This window comes from Actinacidiphila paucisporea, assembly GCF_900142575.1.
GTDB classification, from domain to species: Bacteria; Actinomycetota; Actinomycetes; order Streptomycetales; family Streptomycetaceae; genus Actinacidiphila; species Actinacidiphila paucisporea.
In genome coordinates, this window is sequence record NZ_FRBI01000012.1 from 144,969 (window position 1) to 163,421 (window position 18,453).

19 protein-coding genes are annotated in these 18,453 nt (G+C 72.6%); 8 read left to right on the plus strand and 11 right to left on the minus strand.

Features of this window, described 5'->3' with window-relative positions:
- Positions 1-128 precede the first annotated feature (128 nt).
- Genes BUE44_RS19520 through BUE44_RS19535 form a run of 4 tightly spaced genes read left to right on the plus strand, consistent with a single transcriptional unit; the run spans position 129 to position 4,746 of the window.
- Positions 129-1,487, plus strand: coding sequence for an ABC transporter substrate-binding protein (locus tag BUE44_RS19520; protein WP_073500196.1), 1,359 nt, complete (start codon positions 129-131; stop codon positions 1,485-1,487).
- A gap of 16 nt (positions 1,488-1,503) precedes the next feature.
- Positions 1,504-2,508, plus strand: a complete 1,005-nt coding sequence (locus tag BUE44_RS19525) for a carbohydrate ABC transporter permease (RefSeq protein WP_073500198.1) — start codon at positions 1,504-1,506, stop codon at positions 2,506-2,508.
- A 22-nt stretch (positions 2,509-2,530) separates the two neighbouring features.
- Positions 2,531-3,370 carry a carbohydrate ABC transporter permease gene (locus BUE44_RS19530; RefSeq protein WP_073500204.1) on the plus strand — a complete coding sequence of 280 codons (840 nt, stop codon included), beginning with the start codon at positions 2,531-2,533 and terminating at the stop codon, positions 3,368-3,370.
- Between the two features lie 20 nt (positions 3,371-3,390).
- Entirely contained in the window at positions 3,391-4,746 is a 1,356-nt protein-coding gene (locus BUE44_RS19535) for a GH1 family beta-glucosidase (RefSeq protein ID WP_073500206.1), read from the plus strand.
- 136 nt (positions 4,747-4,882) lie between these two features.
- Here the strand turns inward: BUE44_RS19535 and allB are convergent, their stop codons facing one another.
- The gene (allB, locus tag BUE44_RS19540; RefSeq protein WP_073500208.1) at positions 4,883-6,229 is read right to left on the minus strand and encodes an allantoinase AllB; all 1,347 of its coding nucleotides are present in this window, start codon (positions 6,227-6,229) and stop codon (positions 4,883-4,885) included.
- 120 nt (positions 6,230-6,349) lie between these two features.
- On the opposite strand from allB, the gene BUE44_RS19545 reads away from it, so the two are divergent.
- Positions 6,350-7,135: an IclR family transcriptional regulator gene (locus BUE44_RS19545; protein WP_073500210.1), complete on the plus strand. Its 786-nt coding sequence runs from the start codon at positions 6,350-6,352 to the stop codon at positions 7,133-7,135.
- Here BUE44_RS19545 and BUE44_RS19550 read toward each other — a convergent pair.
- Both BUE44_RS19550 and BUE44_RS38590 read right to left on the minus strand, forming a co-directional pair.
- Positions 7,132-7,461 carry a DUF5955 family protein gene (locus BUE44_RS19550; protein ID WP_073500212.1) on the minus strand — a complete coding sequence of 110 codons (330 nt, stop codon included), beginning with the start codon at positions 7,459-7,461 and terminating at the stop codon, positions 7,132-7,134. The genes BUE44_RS19545 and BUE44_RS19550 overlap by 4 nt on opposite strands.
- 112 nt (positions 7,462-7,573) lie before the next feature.
- Entirely contained in the window at positions 7,574-9,781 is a 2,208-nt protein-coding gene (locus BUE44_RS38590; RefSeq protein WP_073500214.1) for a serine/threonine-protein kinase, read from the minus strand.
- Positions 9,782-9,898: 117 nt separating this feature from the next.
- On the opposite strand from BUE44_RS38590, the gene BUE44_RS19560 reads away from it, so the two are divergent.
- The 3 genes from BUE44_RS19560 (at position 9,899) to BUE44_RS19570 (ending at position 13,078) form a co-directional block, all read left to right on the plus strand.
- Positions 9,899-10,600, plus strand: coding sequence for a nucleotidyltransferase family protein (locus tag BUE44_RS19560; protein ID WP_073500216.1), 702 nt, complete (start codon positions 9,899-9,901; stop codon positions 10,598-10,600).
- A gap of 164 nt (positions 10,601-10,764) precedes the next feature.
- A complete protein-coding gene (aceB, locus tag BUE44_RS19565) occupies positions 10,765-12,393 on the plus strand; it encodes a malate synthase A (RefSeq protein WP_073500218.1) in 1,629 nt (542 codons plus the stop codon).
- A gap of 100 nt (positions 12,394-12,493) precedes the next feature.
- Complete coding sequence (locus BUE44_RS19570) at positions 12,494-13,078, plus strand: GNAT family N-acetyltransferase (protein ID WP_073500220.1); 585 nt, start codon at positions 12,494-12,496, stop codon at positions 13,076-13,078.
- Here BUE44_RS19570 and BUE44_RS19575 read toward each other — a convergent pair.
- From BUE44_RS19575 to BUE44_RS19610, 8 genes are all read right to left on the minus strand, one after another.
- Positions 13,050-13,688: a TMEM175 family protein gene (locus BUE44_RS19575; protein WP_073500223.1), complete on the minus strand. Its 639-nt coding sequence runs from the start codon at positions 13,686-13,688 to the stop codon at positions 13,050-13,052. The two genes, BUE44_RS19570 and BUE44_RS19575, sit on opposite strands and share 29 nt — an antisense overlap.
- 146 nt (positions 13,689-13,834) lie before the next feature.
- Positions 13,835-14,173, minus strand: coding sequence for a YciI family protein (locus BUE44_RS19580; RefSeq protein WP_073500225.1), 339 nt, complete (start codon positions 14,171-14,173; stop codon positions 13,835-13,837).
- Positions 14,174-14,384: 211 nt separating this feature from the next.
- Complete coding sequence (locus tag BUE44_RS19585) at positions 14,385-15,773, minus strand: 8-oxoguanine deaminase (RefSeq protein ID WP_073500228.1); 1,389 nt, start codon at positions 15,771-15,773, stop codon at positions 14,385-14,387.
- 14 nt (positions 15,774-15,787) lie between these two features.
- Positions 15,788-16,693 carry a factor-independent urate hydroxylase gene (pucL, locus tag BUE44_RS19590; RefSeq protein ID WP_073500230.1) on the minus strand — a complete coding sequence of 302 codons (906 nt, stop codon included), beginning with the start codon at positions 16,691-16,693 and terminating at the stop codon, positions 15,788-15,790.
- A 4-nt stretch (positions 16,694-16,697) separates the two neighbouring features.
- Entirely contained in the window at positions 16,698-17,096 is a 399-nt protein-coding gene (gene uraH, locus BUE44_RS19595) for a hydroxyisourate hydrolase (protein ID WP_073500232.1), read from the minus strand.
- Entirely contained in the window at positions 17,093-17,656 is a 564-nt protein-coding gene (gene uraD, locus BUE44_RS19600) for a 2-oxo-4-hydroxy-4-carboxy-5-ureidoimidazoline decarboxylase (protein WP_073500234.1), read from the minus strand. Before uraD ends, uraH begins: the two co-directional genes overlap by 4 nt.
- A gap of 83 nt (positions 17,657-17,739) precedes the next feature.
- Positions 17,740-18,060, minus strand: a complete 321-nt coding sequence (locus BUE44_RS19605; protein WP_200804465.1) for a helix-turn-helix domain-containing protein — start codon at positions 18,058-18,060, stop codon at positions 17,740-17,742.
- Positions 18,061-18,119: 59 nt separating this feature from the next.
- Positions 18,120-18,371 carry a hypothetical protein gene (locus BUE44_RS19610; RefSeq protein ID WP_073500237.1) on the minus strand — a complete coding sequence of 84 codons (252 nt, stop codon included), beginning with the start codon at positions 18,369-18,371 and terminating at the stop codon, positions 18,120-18,122.
- Between the last annotated feature and the right edge of the window lie 82 nt (positions 18,372-18,453).

The following is an 18,453-nucleotide window of genomic DNA, read 5'->3' on the forward strand; positions in this document are numbered from 1 at the left end:
TCCGGCGTGAATCTATCGCTGCACAAGGTCTTGACGCCACCTTTTCTCACAAGTTAAATCACGCCCTGAATTAAGACACAGGCGCTGTTCACTTCCTGAAGCGATCCCACCCCTGAGAGGGAACCGTCATGCGCTCTTCCAGCACCTCCAGCAGACTCCTCGCGGCCACCGCCCTCGTGGCCGCGCTCGGTCTGACCCTCGCCGCGTGTGGCGGGGGCTCCGACAAAAGCGGCGGCAAGTCGACCGACGGCAAGACCGCCGGCGCCAACAGCCTGAGCGGCCAGACGATCACGTACTGGGCGAGCAACCAGGGCACCAGCCTGGACGCCGACAAGGCCACCCTGACCACCGAGCTGAACAAGTTCACCGCGTCCACCGGCATCAAGGTCAAGCTGGAGGTCATCGGCTGGGCCGACCTGCTCAACCGCATCTTGGCGGCCGCCACCTCGGGCCAGGGCCCGGACGTGCTCAACATCGGCAACACCTGGTCCGCCTCCCTCCAGGCGACCGGCGCCCTGATGCCGTGGGACGACGCCGCGTTCGGCACCATCGGCGGCAAGGACCGCTTCGCCGCGGCCGCGATCGCCTCCGCCGGTGCCGCGGGCCAGGACCCCGCCGCCGTGCCGCTGTACTCGATGGCGTACGGCCTGTACTACAACAAGAAGATGTTCGCCGACGCCGGTATCGCCAACCCCCCCACCACGTGGGCCGAGTTGGTCGCCGACGGCAAGAAGCTCACCACGGGCGGCCACTACGGCCTCGCGGTCGAGGGCGCCAACGGCGCGGAGAACATCCACCACATCTTCGTGCTCGCCAAGCAGCGCGGCGCCAGCTGGTTCGACGACAAGGGCGCGCCGACCTTCACCGGCCCGCAGCAGGTCGCGGCGGTCAAGCAGTACGTCGACTTCATCGCCAGCGACAAGATCGCGGCCAAGGGCAACGCCGAGTACGTGCAGAACCAGACCATCACCGACTTCGCCACCGGCAAGGCCGCGATGATGATGTGGCAGTCGGCCGCCCCGGCGATCGCCTCGCACGGCATGAAGCCCGGCGACTACGGCGTGGTGCCGGTCCCGACGCAGACCGCGGGCGCCACCGGTGACGCGGGCGTGACCTCGATGGTCGCCGGTATCAACATGGCGATCTTCAAGGACACCAAGCACAAGGACGCCGCCGAGGCGTTCGTGAAGTTCATGACCAGCACCGACGAGCAGAAGACGCTCAACGGCAAGTACGGCTCGATCCCGCCGGTCACCGAGGCGCAGAGCGACCCGGCCTTCCAGACCCCGGACCTGAAGGTGCTGGCGAGCGTGCTGTCCAAGTCGGCCGCCCCGCTGCCGCAGGTGGCCAACGAGAGCCAGTTCGAGAACCTCGTCGGTCCCGCCGTCAAGAGCCTGTTCGCCGACGCCGCCGCCGGCAAGCCCGTGACGGACGACTCCGTCAAGGCCGCGCTGACCAAGGCGCAGCAGCAGATGCCCGCCTCGTAAGGATCGGCTCTCCTCCATGACTGCCACCGCCCCCCCGAGGCGCGCACCCGAAGCCGGCCCCAGCAGCGGCAAGTCCGCTGCCGGGCGCCGGCTCCGGCCGCGTATCGTCGAACGGCTCCGCCAAGGCGGACTGCCGTACCTGCTCCTGCTGCCCGCCGTCCTCGCCGAACTGCTGATCCACATCGTGCCGATGTTCTTCGGCATCCTGATCAGCTTCAAGAACCTGACCCTGTTCTACATCCACCACTGGAACAGCGCCCCCTGGGCGGGCTTCGACAACTACAAAGCCGCGGTAAAGATCCACCAGCCGATCGGCGAGGCCCTGCTGCACTCGTTCTGGGTGACGCTGTCCTACACCCTGCTGTCCGTGGCGCTGTCCTGGCTGCTGGGCTCCGCGGCGGCGATCCTGCTGCAGGACAAGTTCCGCGGCCGCGGCCTGATCCGCACCCTCTTCCTGGTGCCGTACGCGCTGCCGGCGTACGCGGCGCTGATCACCTGGACCTTCATGTTCCAGCAGGACACCGGTCTGGTGAACCACGTCCTGCACGACCAGTTGCACCTGACGTCGAGCAAGTCGTTCTGGCTGATCGGCGACAACAGCTTCTGGGCCATGGTCATCGTGTCGGTCTGGAAGTCCTGGCCGTTCGCCTTCCTGGCGCTGATGGCCGGTCTGCAGAACATTCCGCGCGAGCTGTACGAGGCCGCCGCGATGGACGGCGCCGGTGTCTGGCAGCAGATCAGGAAGATCACCATGCCGTCGCTGCGGCCGGTGAACCAGGTAATCGTCCTGGTGCTCTTCCTGTGGACGTTCAACGACTTCAACACGCCGTTCGTGATGTTCGGCCAGAACCCGCCGCACCAGGCGGACCTGATCTCCATCCACATCTACCAGTCCTCGTTCATCAACTGGAACTTCGGCTCCGGCTCGGCGATGTCGGTCCTGCTGCTGCTCTTCCTGCTCGTGGTGACGGCGATCTACCTGCTGGTCACCTCCAGGGGAAGGAGCGAGAACGATGTCTAGGTTCACCGAGCAGCCGTCCCCGATGGCACAGCCGAAGTCCTTCCTGTGGACCCGGCGGGTCGTCCTGACCCTGCTGCTGACCTTCGTGCTGGTCCCTGTGTACGTGATGCTCAGCTCGTCCCTGAAGAGCCTTCAGGACGTGCAGGGCTCGTTCAAGTGGATACCGCACAGCCTGACGTTCAAGCCGTACGTCGACATCTGGAAGACGATCCCGCTCGCGCACTACTTCGTGAACTCGGTGATCGTCTGCGTCAGTGCCACGGTCTTCTCCGTGGCCCTGGCGATCTTCGCCGCCTACGGTGTGAGCCGCTACCGGTTCATGGGCCGCAAGGTCTTCACCGTGACGGTGCTGTCCACCCAGATGTTCCCCGGCATCCTGTTCCTGCTGCCGCTGTACCTGATCTTCGTCAACATCGGCAACAGCACGGGCATCACGCTCAACGGCAGCCGGCTCGGCCTGATCATCACCTACCTCACCTTCTCGCTGCCCTTCTCCATCTGGATGCTGGCGGGCTACTTCGACTCGATCCCGCGGGATCTCGACGAGGCCGCGAAGGTGGACGGCTGCGGCCCGCTCGGCGCGCTGTTCCGGGTCGTGGTCCCGGCCGCGGTCCCGGGCATCGTCGCCGTGAGCGTCTACGCGTTCATGACGGCCTGGGGCGAGGTGCTGTTCGCCTCGGTCATGACCAACGAGTCCACCAGGACCCTGGCGGTCGGCCTGCGCGAGTACGCCACCCAGAACGACGTGTACTGGAACCAGGTCATGGCGGCCTCCATCGTCGTGAGCCTGCCCGTCGTCGCCGGATTCCTGCTCCTGCAGCGTTACCTCGTCGCCGGGCTCACCGCCGGCGCCGTCAAGTAACCCCTTCCGAAAGGCAGCTTGTGAACGACCTCAGCGCTCTTCCCGCCGATTTCGTCTGGGGGGCGGCCACCGCCGCCTACCAGATCGAGGGCGCGGTGGACGAGGACGGCCGGGCCCCGTCCATCTGGGACACCTTCTCCCATACCCCCGGCAAGATCGACGGCGACGACACCGGCGACGTCGCCTGCGACCACTACCACCGCACGGCCGAGGACCTGGACCTGATGAAGGCCCTCGACCTCGACTCGTACCGCTTCTCCATCGCCTGGCCGCGGGTCATGCCGCAGGGCGGCGGGGCGGTCAACCCGGCCGGTCTGGCCTTCTACGACCGGCTGGTCGACTCGCTGCTCGAAGCGGGCATCACGCCCAACGCGACCCTTTACCACTGGGACCTCCCGCAGGCCCAGCAGGACCGCGGCGGCTGGCCCGAGCGTGAGACGGCGGAACGTTTCGGCGACTACGCGGCCGTGGTCGCGGAGGCGCTCGGCGACCGCGTCAAGGACTGGGCGACGCTCAACGAGCCGCTGTGCTCGGCCTGGATCGGCCACCTGGAGGGCACCATGGCCCCCGGCTGGACGGACCTGACCGCGGCGGTGCGCGCGTCGTACCACCTGCACGTCGGACACGGCCTGGCCGTGCAGGCGCTGCGGGCCGCACACTCCGACGTGCGGGTCGGCATCGTGAACAACCTCAGCCCGTGCGAGCCGGCCACCGACCGCGAGGCCGACGTCGCGGCCGCGCGCCGGGCCGACGGCCACACCAACCGCTGGTGGCTCGACCCGATCCACGGCCGCGGCTACCCGCAGGACATGGTCGACCTCTACGGTGTGGAGCTGCCCATCAAGGACGGCGACCTGGAGTCGATCGCCGCCCCGCTGGACTGGCTGGGCCTGAACTACTACTTCCGCAACGTCATCACCGACGACCCGACCGGGCCTGCCCCGCACGCCAAGTCGGTCTACCTGCCGGGTGTCCGGCGGACGGCGATGGACTGGGAGGTCAACGCGGACGGCCTGGAGCAGCTGCTCGTCCGGCTGTCCGAGGAGTACGGCGTGGGCAAGATCTTCGTCACGGAGAACGGCTCCGCCTACCGCGACACCGTCGGCGCCGACGGCCAGATCGACGATCCCGAGCGGATCGCCTACCTGGACGAGCACCTGGCGGCCTGCGCCCGCGCGGTCCGCCGCGGGGTGCCGCTGGCCGGCTACTACGCCTGGTCGCTGCTGGACAACTTCGAGTGGGCGTACGGCTACGACAAGCGCTTCGGCCTTGTCCACGTCGACTACACCACCCAGAAGCGCACCATCAAGGGCAGCGGCCGGCGCTACGCCGAGATCATCGCTGCCTACCGCCGCAAGGCGCGCCGCGCGGCCTGACGGTCCCGGCCGCCCGGGCTGACCCGGTGTGTCCCGGACCCGTCCGGGTACGCTCCGGGCCCGCCTCGGGCGCACGAGGGGTGACGCCACCGGTTCGCCGGTGCGTCACCCCTCGTCCGTGTTCGGGGCTCTGCCCCTACGCCCGCGGTGCGGTCAGCAGCCGGCCGGCCGGCGGCTCGGCCACGGCGCCGTCGGCGGCGATCCGCCGGCCGCGCAGCCAGCTGGAGCGGACCACGCCGTGCAGGGTGCGGCCCGCGTAGGCGGTGATCGGGTTGCGGTGGCGAAGGCGGGCCGGGTCGACGGTGAAGACCGCGTCCGGGTCGACCACCGCGAAGTCCGCGTCGCGGCCCGCCTCGATGGCGCCCTTGGCGGTCAGACCGGCCAGCGCCGCCGGACCGGCGGACATCCAGCGGACCACGTCGGCGAGGGTGTGGCCGCGGCGGCGGGCCTCGGTCCACACCGCCGACAGGCCCAGTTGCAGTGACGAGATGCCGCCCCAGGCGGCGGCGAAGTCCCCGGTGTCCTTCGCCTTGAGGCCGATCGTGGAGGGCGAGTGGTCGGAGACCACGCAGTCGATGACGCCGTCGGCGAGCGCCTGCCACAGCGCGTCCTGGTTGGCGGCCTCCCTGATCGGCGGGCAGCATTTGAACTCGGTTGCCCCGTCCGGGACTTCCTCCGCCGTCAGGGTCAGGAAGTGCGGGCAGGTCTCCGCGGTGAGCCGGACGCCGTCCTTCTTCGCCGCCTCGATCAGCGGCAGCGCGGACGCCGACGACAGGTGCAGGATGTGGACGCGGGCGTCGAGCCGGGCGGCCAGCGCGATCAGGCCGGCGATCGCCCGGTCCTCGGCGGCCGGCGGCCGGGAGGCGAGGAAGTCGGCGTAGCGGCGGCCGCCTTGCTGCGGGGCGCTGTCGATGGTGCCGGGGTCCTCGGCGTGCACGATCAACAGGCCGCCGAAGGCCTTCAGTTCGCTGAGCGCGGCCGCCACCTCCGGCGGGCTCAGCTGCGGGAATTCGTCCACGCCGGACGGCAGCAGGAAGCACTTGAAGCCGAAGACGCCGGCGTCGTGCAGCGGGCGCAGGTCGGCGGTGTTGCCGGGCACGGCGCCGCCCCAGAAGCCGACGTCGGTGTGCACCCGGCCGCGGGCTGCGGCGCGTTTGACGTCCAGGTGGGCGGTGGTCGTGGTCGGCGGGATGCTGTTCAGCGGCATGTCGACGACGGTGGTGATCCCGCCGGCCGCGGCGGCCGCGGTGGCGGTCGCGAAGCCCTCCCACTCCGTGCGGCCGGGGTCGTTGATGTGGACGTGGCTGTCCACCAGCCCCGGCAGCAGGACGTCGTCGCCGAAGTCCACGACCGGGACGCCGTACGGGACCGGCGCGTCGTGCGCGCGGACCGCGGTGATGGTGCCGGCCCTGACCTCCACGGCGGCCGGGCGCTCGCCTTCCGGCGTGACGACCCGGGTGGAGCGCAGCACCAGTTCGTCCACGGGGTGACCTCCGGTCGGGCTGGGGAATTCAACGTTCTGTTGACGGACATGGTGGATAGCCTTCGCCCGGACGTCAAGAGCGGTAGGATTCCGCACAGCGAAAGTCACCTTCCGCGAGGAATGGATCAGAGGGGATCGCACGTGTCTGCTGACCGCGCCGGGGGCGTCCAGTCCCTCGAACGGGCCTTCGACCTGCTGGAGCGGATGGCCGACGCGGGCGGCGAGGTGGGCCTGAGCGAACTGTCGGCGAGCAGCGGGCTGCCGCTGCCGACCATCCACCGCCTGATGCGGACCCTGCTGGCCAGCGGATACGTACGCCAGCAGGCCAACCGGCGCTACGCGCTGGGCCCGCGGCTCATCCGGCTCGGCGAGACCGCCTCCCGGCTGCTCGGCACCTGGGCGCGGCCCTACCTGGCGGAACTGGTCGAGGCGACCGGCGAGACCGCCAACATGGCGCTGCTCGACGGCGACGAGGTCGTCTACGTGGCGCAGGTGCCCTCGCGGCACTCGATGCGCATGTTCACCGAGGTCGGGCGGCGGGTGCTGCCGCACTCCACGGGCGTCGGCAAGGCGCTGCTCGCGCAGGTCCCGCCGGGCGAGGTGCGGGCGCTGCTGGCCCGCACCGGCATGCCGGCGGCGACCGAGCGCACCATCACCGAACCGGACGGCTTCCTCGCCGAGTTGGACCGCATCCGCGAGGCCGGTTACGCCGTGGACGACGGCGAGCAGGAAGCCGGGGTGCGGTGCCTGGCCGTCACGGTGCCCGGGTCCCCGACGGCCGCCGCGATCTCCATCTCGGGACCCGCGGGCCGGGTCACGGAGGCGGCCACCGAGAAGATCGTGCCCGTACTGCACGAGGTGGCAAGGGAGTTGGCGCTGGCGCTGAGCAGTGCGGCGCCTGCCTAGGCCCTGTCGTGCGCGAGGTGGTGCTCGACGGCTTCGCGCAGGACGGTCAGTTGGACCGTCAGCGCGCTGACCGAGCCGAGGGCCGCCGCGACGAGCAGCAAGGAGTGCCGCAGCTGCTCGGGCGGCGGACTGCCTGCCGCCAGCCGGGCCAGCTCGGCGAGTTCGACCTCCGCGACACCGCGGTCCGGTAAGGCGGTGCGGTACGCCGCCAGGTCCCGCTCCAGGCGGGCCACCGCGGTGCGTAACGCCACCACGCCGCCGTCAGCCGTCCGTACGCCCGATCCGCTGCGGTCCGCGTCGACCACATGCGTTTCCCCCACCACCATGTGCCCCTGCCTCACACGTACTCAAGCCCCGGCGCCTCCAGGCCATGGGGGCCGGGGCCGATCAGTAAACGCGACAGGGCGCTTTCGCGCCACAGGGTCGGCGAAATCTGCGTCAAAGTTGCCGCGGGGGCCACACGGTCAGATCGAGGGTGGCGTGGGCGGCGGGGCCGCCGGGGTCGGTGAGTTGACGGAGCGTCACCAACGCGGTGGTGCCGTCCGACCCGACCACGCACAGCCGCGAGCCCTCGGCGAGCGCCGTCGACGCGACGGATCCGACGAGTCCGGCCTCCCCCCGGCACCCGCCGAGGGTGCCGGGCGCGTCGGCCCCGAGCACGGCGAGCCCCCCGCCGGCGGCGCCCGACACGAACGACTCGCCGTCCTCGGCGTACCCGAACGTCCCGTTCGCGGCCCCCGCCCGGGACTGCGGCGGCTCGGCCCCCAGCACCAGCCCGGTGCCTGCGGCAAGCCCGACCCCGCGATACTCCCGCCCCGCGTCCCGGTCCCCCACCCCCACGCTGTGCCCGCGCCCGCGCCCGAGCCCGTGCCCGAAGCCCACGACCCCCACGATGACGACTGCGGCGACCACCGCCGCGAGCCCTTTGCCCCGCCACGCCGCCCGCGCCCCGGGCCCGGTCGCACCAACCGCCGGCGCGGGGCTCGCGTGAGGCATCCCGACCACCGGGTGCAGGTGCACGCCGCCCGGCGGGGTGGCGCCGCCGGGCGCCGGCACGGGGGTTGCGCGAGGCGCCGCGGGCGGCTGCATGCCCGCCCCTGGCGGCACGGCGGGCGCGGCGGGGCTCGGCGCCGACGTCCCGCCGGGCGGCGCGAGCGTGTGCATGCCCCCTAGCGGGGTCGCGCCGGGCGCCGCAGGCGGCTGCATGCCCGGCGCCGGAGCAGCCGGACTCGGCGCCGCAGGCTGGTGCACCCCGCCCGGCGGGGTCGCGCCCGGCGCCGACAGGCGACCCGCACGGGTCGCGCCAGGCGCCACAGGCAGTTGCCTGCCCGGCGACGGAGCAGCCGTGCTTGGGGTCCGAATCCCGCCCGCCGCCGCTGGCAGGTGCACCCCACCCGGCGGGGTCGCGCCGGGCACTGCAGGCGGCTGCATGCCCGCCCCTGGCGGCACGGCCGGAACGGCCGGGCTCTGCGCCGACGTCCCGCCCGCCGCCGCAGGCACGTACACCCCGCCCGGCGGGGTCGCGCCGGGCACCGGCACGCCACCCGCGGGGAACGCGCCCGGCGCCGCAGGCAGCTGCATGCCCGCCCCTGGCGGCACCGCCGGAGCAGCCGAGCTCGGCGCCGACGTCGCGCCAGCCGCCGCAGGCACGTGCACTCCGCCCGGCGGGGTCGCGCCCGGCGCCGCAGGCAACTGTGTGCCCGGGGCCGAGGAGCGCGGCGGTGCCGCTGGGGTCGGGGTGGGGTGGGGCCAGGTGCCGGGGGGTGGGAGAGGGGGGAGAGGTGGGGGGAGGGTCAGGAGGGTTTGGAGGGGGGTGGGGAGCCAGGGGGTGGGGGGGCGGTGGTGGGTGGCCTGGGCGCACATGGCTATGACCTGGGAAGGGGACGGGCGCAGGGCCGGGTCCTTGATCAGGCAGCGGGTGACGATCTCGCGCAGCTCGCCGGGGAGTTCGGAGAGGTCGGGTTCCTCGTGGAGGGGGCGGGTGCCGAAGGGCGGGAAGCCGACGGCCGCGTAGGCGGCGAGTTGGCCGAGGGCGAAGACGTCGGTGGCCGGGACGGGCGGCTGGTCCGCGGCTTGTTCCGGCGCGGAGAAGGCGGGGATGCCGGGCGCGTCGGCGGCGGCGCGGGTGACGCCGTAACCCGTGACACGCGGGCCGTCCGCGGCGAGCAGCACTGTACCGGGGCCGAGTCCGGCGTGGACGACGCCGGCGTGGTGCACGGCGCGCAGCGCCTCGGCGACGCCGGCCACCAGGCGCAGTACGACCGGAACGGGCAGCGGGCGCCCGGTGCCGGTGACGGCCGCGTGCAGGGTGAGCGCGGGGACGTAGCCGGCGGCCAGCCAGTAGCGGGAGCCGTCGTGGCCGCTGCCGAGCACCGGCACGGTGAAGGGCCCGTGCACCCGGCGTACGGCCTGCACGTCGTGTTCGAAGGCCGCGGCGAAGCCGGAGCGGGCGGCCAGTTCCGGCCGGACCGCGGTCAGGGCGACGGGGTGCCCGTCGGGGGCGTAGGCGAGGTAGACCGGGCCGAGGGCGCCGACGCCGAGCCTGGCGGCGGTCCGGTGGCCGCCGACCACCGCGGGGTCGTCCGGGGCGAGCGGCTGGTACAGCGGCCCGGGGTGGACCTCGCCGCCGGTGTACTGAGCGCCCATCAGTCCCCGTTCCTCGGGCTTTCCCGGACCTCCCGGCCCCTGGCCAGACGATACCGGAACACGCCGACCCGCCCGCGGCCTGTTCCGCTGCGGGCGGGCAGGCGGTATGCAGGAAGCATGGACACAAAGGGCGAGGTGGCCGGGCTGCTGCTGGCGGCCGGCGGGGGGCGGCGGCTCGGCGGCCGGCCGAAGGCGCTGCTGCCGTACGGGGACCGCCCGCTGGTCGAGCACGCGGCGCGCGCGCTGCGGGACGGCGGCTGCGGCCCGCTGCACGTGGTGCTGGGCGCCGCGGCCGACGAGGTGCGGACCACCGCGGAGTTGCCCGGCTGCGTCCTGGTCGACAACCCGCACTGGCCCGACGGCATGGGCTCGTCGCTGCGCGCGGGCCTGGCCTCGCTGGCCGCCGCCCGGCCGCGCCCCGCCGCGGTGGTGATCGCGCTGGTCGACCAGCCGGGGGTGGGCGCGGCGGCGGTCGCCCGGGTGATCGCGGCGGCCAGGGCGGGCGACGACCTGCTGTCGGCGCTGGTGTCGGCCGCCTACGGGGAGCGCCGCGGGCACCCGGTGCTGGTCGGCGCCGCCCGCTGGGCGGGGGTCGCGGGCAGCGCGGGTGAGGACCGGGGCGCGCGGACGTATCTGCGCGAGCACGCCGAGCAGGCGGTGCTGGTGGACTGCTCGGACATCGCGGACCCGGCGGATATCGACACCCCCGCCGACCTGCGGCTTCTCCAGCCGGCCGCCCCCCGGGCCGACCGCCCGGCCGACCCCCCGGCGGCCCCGCCGAACGCACCCCCGACTGCACCGCGTGCCACAAAACGTTGAACTTCCGCACTGCGAAAACTATGCTCCACCTTGCAGAAGCGCCCGCAGCTCGCGGCGGCCCGGCACCCCGTGCCACGCGCACTCGCGTGCCGCACACGCACGACGGCGTGCCCCGTACCCACGACGCACCGGCGGACGCCGGCCCGCTCTGGAGGAATGACCGCATGTCCGCACCGACCCCTTCGTCCGCCGCAGTCGTCACCGGGACGGCCGGGCACCACGTGCCGCGCGAGGAGGAGGTGCTGACCCCGGGGGCGCTGGACTTCCTGGGCGAGCTGCACCGGCGCTTCGCGCCCCGCCGCGCGGAACTGCTCGCGCTGCGCGCCGAGCGCCGCGCCGAGATCGCCCGCACGGCGACCCTGGACTTCCGCCCCGAGACCGCGCACATCCGCGCCGACGACAGCTGGCGGGTGGCCGCGGCCCCGGCCGCGCTGGACGACCGCCGGGTGGAGATCACCGGCCCCACCGACCGCAAGATGACGATCAACGCGCTGAATTCCGGCGCCCGGATCTGGCTCGCCGACTTCGAGGACGCCTCTGCCCCCACCTGGGAGAACGTCATCGGCGGCCAGGTGAACCTGATCGACGCCTACGAGCGGCGGATCGACTTCACCTCCCCCGAGGGCAAGAGCTACGCGCTCGGCGCCGCCGACGAGTTGGCCACCGTGGTCATGCGGCCGCGCGGCTGGCACCTGAACGAGCGGCACCTGACCGTCGACGGCGAGCAACTGCCGGGCGGCCTGGTCGACTTCGGGCTGTACTTCTTCCACAACGCGCAGCGGCTGATCGACCTCGGCAAGGGCCCGTACTTCTACCTGCCGAAGACCGAGTCGTACCTCGAAGCCCGGCTGTGGAACGACGTGTTCGTCTTCGCGCAGGACCGGCTGGGCATCCCGCAGGGCACCGTCCGGGCGACCGTGCTGATCGAGACGATCACCGCCGCGTACGAGATGGAGGAGATCCTCTACGAGTTGCGCGACCACGCCTCCGGGCTCAACGCGGGCCGCTGGGACTACCTCTTCTCGATCGTGAAGAACTTCCGCGACGGCGGGGCCCGTTTCGTACTGCCCGACCGCAACGCGGTCACGATGACCGCGCCCTTCATGCGCGCGTACACCGAACTGCTGGTCCGCACCTGCCACAAGCGCGGCGCCCACGCCATCGGCGGCATGGCGGCCTTCATCCCCTCGCGCAGGGACGCCGAGGTCAACAAGGTCGCCTTCGAGAAGGTCAAGGCGGACAAGGACCGCGAGGCGGCGGACGGTTTCGACGGCTCCTGGGTCGCGCACCCCGACCTGGTGCCGATCGCCCGCGCCTCCTTCGACGCGGTCCTCGGCGACCGCCCCCACCAGAAGGACCGGCTGCGCGAGGACGTCCACGTCACCGCGGCGGAGCTGATCGACATCGCCTCGCTCGACGCCGCCCCGACCTACGAGGGCCTGCGCAATGCCGTGCAGGTCGGCATCCGCTACATCGAGGCCTGGCTGCGCGGCATGGGCGCGGTCGCGATCTTCAACCTGATGGAGGACGCGGCCACCGCGGAGATCTCCCGCTCGCAGATCTGGCAGTGGACCAACACCGGTGTCGTCTTCGACAACGGCGAGAAGGCCACCCCCGAACTGGTCCGCCGGGTCGCGGCCGACGAGATCGCCGCCATCCGCTCCGAGGTCGGCGAGGGCGCCTTCGCGGCGGGCAAGTGGCGCGAGGCCTACGACCTGCTGCTGCGTACGGCGCTGGACGCCGAATACGTCGACTTCCTGACGCTGCCCGCCTACGAGCAGCTCGCGGACTGAGGCCTCGGGCCCCGGCGCCGGATCCAGGCTGCTGCCTGACCGGCACCGGGTCCGGGCGGCCGCACGGACCCCGGCGGACCCCGGCTGTTAGCCTTCCGGCATGTCAGACCTGGGGTCCGTCGCCTGGCCGCCCGAGCCGATCAGGACCGAGAGGCTCGTGCTCCGTGGGCCCGAGGCCCGGGACCGGGCGGCCTTCATCGAGTTGCTGGCGTCGCCGGAGGTGCACACCTACCTCGGCGGCCCCCGGCCGCGTGACGCGCTCGAACGCGAGGTGCCCGCGGTGCCCGAGCGGTGGCCCGGGAGCTTCGTCGTCGAACTCGACGGGGCGATGATCGGCCACATCCTGCTCAGGAGGGCGAAGGAGCACCGGCGCCCGGCCGCCGCCGGAAAGGCCGACCTCGGCTACCTCTTCCTGCCGCGGGCGTGGGGATACGGTTACGCCGCCGAGGCCTGCACGGCGGCACTCGGCTGGTTCGACGGGGCCTTCCCCGGCGAGCCGGTGGTCCTCGCCACCCAGACCGCCAACGCCGCCTCGATGCGCCTCGCGGCGAAGCTGGGCTTCACGGAGGTGGAGCGCTTCCACGCCTGGGACGCCGAGCAGTGGCTCGGCCTGCGGCCCCCTCCGCCCGACCCCCAGGCCGTACGCGCCCGGGCGCTCACTTCCCGCCACCGGACGGCTCGGTGACGACGCCCTCCGCCTTGATCGGCACGGGCACCTGGTTGAAGGCGTAGTAGACGGCGAGCAGCCCGTGCACCGCCAGGGTCAGCGGGGCCGACACGAAGGCCAGGCCCACCGCGGCGGGGTACGCGACCGACCCGAGCGCGAACCGGGCCCGCGTGGCACGGGCCGCCACGACGTCCACCCGCTCGTCGAAGAGATGACCCGTGCGGGTGAGGTGCCACCACATGGCCTGGAAGGCCAGGGCGTGGAAGACCATGAACAACCCGTAGACGGCCAGGGCGACATGCGCAGCGTTCCCCTCCCGGAGGTACCGAGCCACCACCGCCGCGGGCCACGGCAACGCGGCGACGCCCATCAGCAGGATCAGATTGATGAACAACAAGGTGCGATCCACCCGGGCGATGCACTGGAAGACCGTGTGATGGTTGACCCACATAACGCCAATGATCAAGAACGTGACGGCATAAGCGGCGTAAGAGGGCCACATCGCGCCGAGGTCCGACCACAGCCGGTCCCCGGCGCCCTCCGGGACCTTGATCTCCAGCACGAGCAGCGTGATCGCGATGGCGAACACCCCGTCGCTGAACGCCTCGACTCTGCCCGACTCATTCATCCTGTCCCCCGTTGGAAGCTCAACCCGCGTGCCGGCTCCGTGAACCTACCGGCTGCCGCGTCACGAGCAGGCTCCACCCCGGCCCGTACCCGTCCGGGTCGTGGACGACTTCCGCACGGGACCGACCCGCGGCCGGACGTAGGCGATCAGACGTCCGGGTCGTGCATGATCTCGCGGACCTCCTGCGCGCAGCGGCACGCGGCGGCGAACTTGGCGGCCCATTTCAGCGCGTCCTCGCGTGAGGGCACGTCGATGATCGAGAAGCCGCCGACGACCGCCTTGGTCTCCGGGTACGGGCCGTCGCTGACGGTGCCGTCGGTGGCCACGACACTGGCCTGCTGCCGTTGCAGTCCGCCGCCGGAGACCCACACGGCGGCGTCCTGGGCCTGTCGCATCACCGCGTGGGCGGCCTCGGCCACCTCGGGCAACTCCTCTGCCGGGATGTTCATCGTGCCGTCGTCGAACGAGATCAGATACCGCGTCATCACCGCTCCCTTGTCCGGCCGCCCAGCCTAGGACGATCGCGGCCCCCGGAGCCGGCGCTCCACGCCGTGCCCCCGGGAGTCGGCACACCGCCCCGGGCCGTGGGTCACGGTCCGGGGCAGTGGCGCCGTGCCCGGCTCCGGCGGTGGGCCGGGGCGGGGTACGGCCACCGGTCGGGGGCCGTCCCTCCCCGACCGGTCGTCGCGGGGCCGGTCAGGCCAGGCCGGCGCGTGCGGCCAGGCGGCGGGCCTCGGTGCGGGTGAGGCGGGCGATCTCGTCCTCGTCGACCCGGGTCAGCCGGCCGTGCTCCACCACCGGCCGGCCGTTGACCAGCGACAGGGTGACGGGGGCGGCGGCGCCCAGCACCAGGGCGGCCACCGGGTCGGCGATCGACGCGTGGCCGAGGCCGTCCAGTTTCCACAGCACCAGGTCGGCGAGCTTGCCCGGCTCCAGGGAGCCGATCTCGGCGGCCCTGCCGAGGACTTGGGCGCCGCCGTAGGTGCCCAGGCGCAGCGCCTGCCGAGCGCTCATCGCCTTCTCGCCGCCGCCGAGGCGGTTGATGAGCAGGGCGTTGCGCAACTCGGTGTGCAGCTCACCGGATTCGTTGGACGCGGTGCCGTCGACGCCGAGGCCGACCGGGATGCCCGCGGCGAGCATGTCGGGGACCCGGGCGATACCGGCGGCGAGCCGGGCGTTGGAGGACGGGCAGTGCGCCACGCCGGTGCCGGTGCGGGCGAAGGCGGCGATGTCGGCGTCGTTCATGTGGACGCAGTGCGCCATCCACACGTCGTCGCCGAGCCAGCCGGTGGACTCGAAGTAGTCGGTCGGCCCCATGCCGAACTGCTCGTGGCAGAACTTCTCCTCCTCCACCGTCTCGCTGCCGTGGGTGTGCAGGCGTACGCCCTTGTCGCGGGCCAGCACCGCGGCCTCGCGGAGCAGTTCGGTGGACACCGAGAAGGGCGAGCAGGGCGCGGCCGCGATGTGCAGCATCGAGCCGAAGGAGGGGTCGTGGTGGGTGTCGATGGCGGCCTCGGTGGCCTTCAGGGCGCCCTCGGTGCTCTCCACGGCGAAGTCCGGCGGCAGCCCGCCGTCGCTCTTGCCGCGGTCCATCGAGCCGCGGGCGGCGGTGAAGCGCACCCCGGTGTCGGCGGCGGCCCTGATCTCGGCGCCGAGCAGGTCGCCCGCACCGCGCGGGAAGACGTAGTGGTGGTCCATGGCGGTGGTGACGCCGCCGCGGGCCATCATCGCCAGTGATCCGGCGGCGGCCGCGTGGACGATGTCCTCGTCGATCCGCGCCCACACCGGGTAGAGCTCGACCAGCCAGTCGAAGAGGTTGCTGTCCTGGGCGAGGCCCCGGGTGAGCCACTGGTAGAAGTGGTGGTGGGTGTTGACCAGGCCGGGGGTGGCCAGGTGCCCGGTGCCGTCGATCCGCCGGGCCACGTCCCGGATGTCCGCGGGGGCCGGCCCGGCGCCGACGGACTCGATGACGTCGCCCGCGACGACGACGTGCCCGGTGTCGTACTCGGTGCCCGCCGCGTCCACGGTGGCGATGGCGCAGTTCTCGATGACGATGCGCTCGGCTGTGCTGCCGGTCTCGTTCATGGCGGTCGCCCCTGTCAGTCCGTCACCGGGATACGGGCGTCGGCGCCCTCCCGCAGCACCGTGCCCTCGATCAGCCCGTAGGGGCGGTCGGCGGCCAGGTAGACCTCGTTGTCGTTGGTGAGGCCGAAGGGCGCCAGGTCGGCGAGGAAGTGGTGCCTGTTCGGCAGCGACAGCCGCACCTCGTCTATCGCGTCGGGTCCCGCGCTGTTGTCGATGACGCGGGAGCCCATCGCGAACAGGCTCTGCTGGAGCGAGAGCGAGTACGTCTCGGCGAACGCGCCCAGCAGGTCGCCGCGCACCGCCGCGTACGACTCCTCCCAGCCCGGTTCTGCCTGCCCGGCGGCGCCGGTCCAGCCGAACCGCCAGCGGGCGTTGACCTCGGTGGCCAGGATCCGGTCGCGGGTCTCCTGGAGGGTGGTGTAGCCGTCCTTGACGAAGCCCCAGAATTCGGAGTCGGTCGAGTTGAGCACCACCAGGCCGGTCAGCCCGGAGACGACCTGCCAGTGCTCGCCGTCGTAGGAGACCTCGGTGGTGCGGGTCTCCTGGCCCTTGCGGACGAAGGAGTGCTCGCCGCGGTCCCGGCCGGCGACCGGGATGCGCTCCCAGGCGTGTTCCTCGATCCGTATCCGGGCCCGGTGGATGGGCTGCTGGCTGCTCACGAAGTGCCGGGCCAGCTCGATGCCGAAGGCCTCGGCGGAGTCGATGCCGCGCTCCTTGGCGAAGGCGAAGACGGTGTTCTTGGTGGTGTCGGTGGGCAGCACGTTCGCGTTCGACCCGGACAGGTGGACGTCGTCCATGTCGCCGGACAGCGCGACCGAGACGTTCAGGTCCTTGATGTGGTGGGTGCCGCCGTCGCGGGTGACCCGGACAACGCGGTTCTCCGCCTTGCCGTACTGGTTCTGGCCGAGCATCGTGGGCATGTCGCTAGCTCCCTCGGTATACGGAGTAGCCGAACGGGTTGAGCAGCAGCGGTACGTGGAAATGCTCGCCCGGGACGACGGCGAAGACCACCGCGACCTCGGGGAAGAAGGCTCCGCTGTCCCTTGGACCGGAGTGGTCCGTGCGGGGGGCGTCCTGCTGGGCCTCGGCTGGGTTGTGGGCGTGACGTGCGAGGTACGGTGCCACGTCGAAGTGCAGCCGTACGTGGGTGGTGGCTTCCGGCAGCGCGGGCAGGTCCTTGCAGCGGCCGTCCGCGTCGGTCGCGGAGCCGCCGTGCGGCGTCCAGGGGGCGGCCGGGCCGGTGCGTACCTCCAGCGCCACGGCGACGCCCGCGGCGGGGCGGCCGGCGCTGGTGTCCAGGATGTGGGTCGACACGGACGTCATGACGGGTCCTCCGCGGTCACCGGGGTCTGCTCGGCAGCCTCGGCCTGCTCGGCCGCCGGGGGCTGCCCGGCCGACGCGAGCCTGCCGAGCCTGATCCGGTTGATCTTTCCCAGTTCCGCGCGGACGATCTCGCGCTCGGTGTCCTCGTCGTTGCCGATCCGCGCTTCGAGCGCGGCCCTGATCTGCGCGCCGGTGGCGCCGGTGGCGCAGATCAGGAAGACGTGGCCGTGCCGGTCCTGGTAGGCGAGGCCGAGCGCGAGCAGTTCCGCGCGCTCGGCCTCCTCGACGCCGCCCTGCTCGCGGGACGAGGTGGGGTCGCCGGGGGTGGGGCGGCCGATCGGCGGGTGCGCGGCCATCGCCTCGCGCAGGTCGGCGGGGGTCAGCGCCGCCATGGCCGCGTCGCTCGCCGCGAGCAGGTCGTCGAGCCGGTCGTACGGCCGCCCCGCGGCCACCGCGGCACACCACGCCGCGCTGCCGCACACCTCGTGCAGCAGGTCGGCGGCGGTGGCAGCGGGGGCCGCGTTGAGCCGGGACAGACCCGGCGATGCGCTGGAAGTCACCCTCGCACGCTAGGAGCCGCCGCACGGCAACGTCAACAGTTTGTTGAAAACTTCTGGTTACGCGCGTCGCCGCGTGCGGGCGGTCACTGGCCTTCGCGGGCGGCGTTCTCCCTGTTCAGGTAGTTGTAGACGGTGAAGCGGCTGACGCCGAGCGCCGACGCGACGGTCTCGACGCCGTGCCGCACCGAGAAGGCGCCGCGCTCCTCCAGGATCCGCACCACCTGCTGCTTCTCCTTGCGGCCGAGGGCGGGCAGCGGCCCGTGCCTGCGCTGGAGGTCGGCCAGCAGGTGGTCGAGCGAGTCGGCCAGGTGCGGCAGCCGTACCGCGACCACCGGCCTGCCCTCCCAGCTGAGCACCACGTCGTCGCCGCGCGCCTGCGCGGGCGCGACCATCTCGCCGCCCATCGCGTCCACCAGCGGCTTGACGGCGTCGGCGAAGGGGTGCGGCAGCCCGTCCGCGGCGGTCACCGCGGGTCCTCCCCCAGCGCGCTGACCTGGAGCGAGACCCGGGTGGCACCGGCAGCCAGGGTGCGCCGCAGCAGGTCGGCGACGGCCGCGACGACATCGTCGGCCGAGCCCTCGGCCGTGTTGCCGAACGGCCCCACGTCGACCGCCTCCAGCGTGCCGCCCTCCACGACCTCCCTGGCCACCACCGCGTGGCGGGGCGGCACGTCCAGGTCGAACGGCTCGGTCGTGAATTCCAGCCTCAGTCTCACCAGGTCACCCTTCGGCGGCTGCGGTACGCGCCCGGGTCCACGTCGGGGTGGCGGCCCGGTCTGCCGCGCGCCGCCCGGACGG

Excerpts from the sequence above, each read along its gene's own strand:
- uraH (WP_073500232.1), bottom strand. The coding sequence starts at position 17,096 with ATGACGTCCGTGTCGACCCACATCCTGGACACCAGCGCCGGCCGCCCC.
- BUE44_RS19550 (WP_073500212.1), bottom strand. The coding sequence starts at position 7,461 with ATGGTGGTGGGGGAAACGCATGTGGTCGACGCGGACCGCAGCGGATCG.
- BUE44_RS19560 (WP_073500216.1), top strand. The coding sequence starts at position 9,899 with ATGGACACAAAGGGCGAGGTGGCCGGGCTGCTGCTGGCGGCCGGCGGG.
- BUE44_RS19525 (WP_073500198.1), top strand. The coding sequence starts at position 1,504 with ATGACTGCCACCGCCCCCCCGAGGCGCGCACCCGAAGCCGGCCCCAGC.
- BUE44_RS38590 (WP_073500214.1), bottom strand. The coding sequence starts at position 9,781 with ATGGGCGCTCAGTACACCGGCGGCGAGGTCCACCCCGGGCCGCTGTAC.
- BUE44_RS19585 (WP_073500228.1), bottom strand. The coding sequence starts at position 15,773 with ATGAACGAGACCGGCAGCACAGCCGAGCGCATCGTCATCGAGAACTGC.
- BUE44_RS19570 (WP_073500220.1), top strand. The coding sequence starts at position 12,494 with ATGTCAGACCTGGGGTCCGTCGCCTGGCCGCCCGAGCCGATCAGGACC.
- BUE44_RS19545 (WP_073500210.1), top strand. The coding sequence starts at position 6,350 with ATGGATCAGAGGGGATCGCACGTGTCTGCTGACCGCGCCGGGGGCGTC.
- BUE44_RS19520 (WP_073500196.1), top strand. The coding sequence starts at position 129 with ATGCGCTCTTCCAGCACCTCCAGCAGACTCCTCGCGGCCACCGCCCTC.
- pucL (WP_073500230.1), bottom strand. The coding sequence starts at position 16,693 with ATGCCCACGATGCTCGGCCAGAACCAGTACGGCAAGGCGGAGAACCGC.
- BUE44_RS19580 (WP_073500225.1), bottom strand. The coding sequence starts at position 14,173 with ATGACGCGGTATCTGATCTCGTTCGACGACGGCACGATGAACATCCCG.
- BUE44_RS19605 (WP_200804465.1), bottom strand. The coding sequence starts at position 18,060 with ATGGGCGGCGAGATGGTCGCGCCCGCGCAGGCGCGCGGCGACGACGTG.
- BUE44_RS19530 (WP_073500204.1), top strand. The coding sequence starts at position 2,531 with ATGGCACAGCCGAAGTCCTTCCTGTGGACCCGGCGGGTCGTCCTGACC.
- aceB (WP_073500218.1), top strand. The coding sequence starts at position 10,765 with ATGTCCGCACCGACCCCTTCGTCCGCCGCAGTCGTCACCGGGACGGCC.
- BUE44_RS19575 (WP_073500223.1), bottom strand. The coding sequence starts at position 13,688 with ATGAATGAGTCGGGCAGAGTCGAGGCGTTCAGCGACGGGGTGTTCGCC.